Below are 1,863 nucleotides of genomic sequence, written 5' to 3'. Positions count from 1 at the left end.
CGCCGAGGTCGCGGCGGCGCTGGCGGAGGGTGCCCGTCCGGACCGAGGGACACGGCTCTGACCTGCGGGGACACCGCTTCCAGGGGTGACTGTCAGTGCCGGGGTGCAGACTGGCCGGTACCTGAGACAACGACGTCCCGGAGGTGGCCGTCATGGCCGAGATCATTCTGACCGTAGGCACGCGCAAGGGCCTGTTCATCGGCCGCAGGCGAGGGAGTGCCTGGGAGTTCGACGACAGTCCGTACTTCAACGCGCAGGCGGTCTACTCCGTCGCGATCGACACCCGGGGCCCCTCCCCGCGCCTCCTCGTCGGCGGCGACAGCGCGCACTGGGGCCCGTCCGTCTTCCACTCCGACGACCTCGGGCAGACGTGGACGGAGCCCGCGAAGGCGGCCGTGAAGTTCCCGAAGGACACCGGGGCCTCGCTGGAGCGGGTGTGGCAGCTGCACCCGGCGGCGGCCGAGCCGGACGTGGTGTACGCGGGCACGGAGCCGGCGGCGCTGTACCGCTCGGAGGACCGCGGCGAGAGCTTCGAGCTCGTCCGCCCGCTGTGGGAGCACCCGACCCGCTCCAAGTGGGTGCCGGGCGGCGGCGGTGAGGGCCTGCACACCGTCCTGACCGACGCCCGCGACGCCCGTGCGGTGACGGTCGCGGTGTCCACGGCGGGGGTGTTCCGCACGGTGGACGGCGGTGCGAGCTGGTCCCCGGCGAACCGGGGCGTCTNNCGCGGACGACCCGGACCGGCTGTATCTGCAGAACCACTGGGGCGTGTACCGCAGCGACGACGCGGGCGCGCACTGGACGGACATCGGCGAGGGCCTCCCGTCCACCTTCGGCTTCGCGGCGGTGGCCCACCCGCACCGCGGCGGCACGGCGTACGTCTTCCCGATCACCGCCGACAGCGACCGCGTCCCGGCCGACCGGCGGTGCCGCGTCTACCGCACGCCGGACGCGGGCAAGAGCTGGGAGCCGCTGAGCGCGGGCCTGCCCCAGGAGGACCACTACGGCACGGTGCTGCGGGACGCCATGTGCAGTGACGACCTCGACCCGGCGGGCCTGTACTTCGGCAATCGCAACGGCGAGGTGTACGCCTCGGCGGACGACGGCGACAGCTGGCGGCAGCTCGCCTCGCACCTGCCGGACGTGCTCTGTGTACGGGCGGCGGCCATCGGGTGATCGGACCGGCCGTTACGGCAGTAGGGTGACGCCGTGGCACCACGACCCTTGCATGAAATCGTCGAACCGGGCTGGGCGAAGGCCCTGGAGCCGGTGGCCGAACGGATCGCCTCGATGGGCGACTTCCTGCGCGCGGAGATCGCCGCGGGACGCACGTATCTCCCCTCGGGGGCGAACGTCCTGCGCGCCTTCCAGCAGCCCTTCGACGACGTCCGCGTCCTGATCGTCGGCCAGGACCCCTATCCCACGCCCGGTCACGCGGTGGGCCTGTCGTTCTCGGTCGCGCCCGAGGTACGGCCGCTGCCCGGCAGTCTCATCAACATCTACCGCGAGATGAACGACGACCTGGGCCTGCCCCCGCCGTCGAACGGCGACCTGACGCCCTGGACCCGGCAGGGCGTGCTGCTGCTCAACAGGGCGCTCACCACGGCCCCGCGCAAACCCGCGGCGCACCGGGGCAAGGGCTGGGAAGAGGTCACCGAACAGGCCATACGGGCGCTCGCGGCGCGGGGGAAGCCGCTCGTGTCGATCCTGTGGGGGCGTGACGCGCGCAACCTGCGGCCGCTGCTGGGGCAGTTGCCGTCGGTGGAGTCCTCGCACCCCTCCCCCATGTCGGCGGACCGCGGTTTCTTCGGCTCGCGCCCCTTCAGCCGGGCCAACGACCTGTTGGTCCAGCAGGGCGCGCAG

Annotated in this window: 2 protein-coding genes and 1 pseudogene; all 3 read left to right on the top strand. The window is 72.8% G+C overall.

From position 1 onward, the window contains the following. Positions 1-152: 152 nt before the first annotated feature. Positions 153-723, top strand: a pseudogene (locus AOK22_RS43310) (WD40/YVTN/BNR-like repeat-containing protein); the annotation flags it as partial. A gap of 2 nt (positions 724-725) precedes the next feature. Further along, the coding region (locus tag AOK22_RS43305; protein ID WP_425264107.1) for a WD40/YVTN/BNR-like repeat-containing protein at positions 726-1,176 on the top strand (451 nt) is incomplete at its 5' end. Between the two features lie 33 nt (positions 1,177-1,209). Further along, positions 1,210-1,863 (top strand): uracil-DNA glycosylase (locus tag AOK22_RS34935; protein WP_055702728.1); only part of this gene is annotated, 654 nt, incomplete at its 3' end.

The sequence above is a fragment of the Streptomyces silaceus genome (assembly GCF_001419745.1).
GTDB lineage: Bacteria > Actinomycetota > Actinomycetes > Streptomycetales > Streptomycetaceae > Streptomyces > Streptomyces silaceus.
The sequence above is the reverse complement of the archived record's forward strand: the minus strand, read 5'-3'. Positions and strand labels throughout refer to the sequence as shown.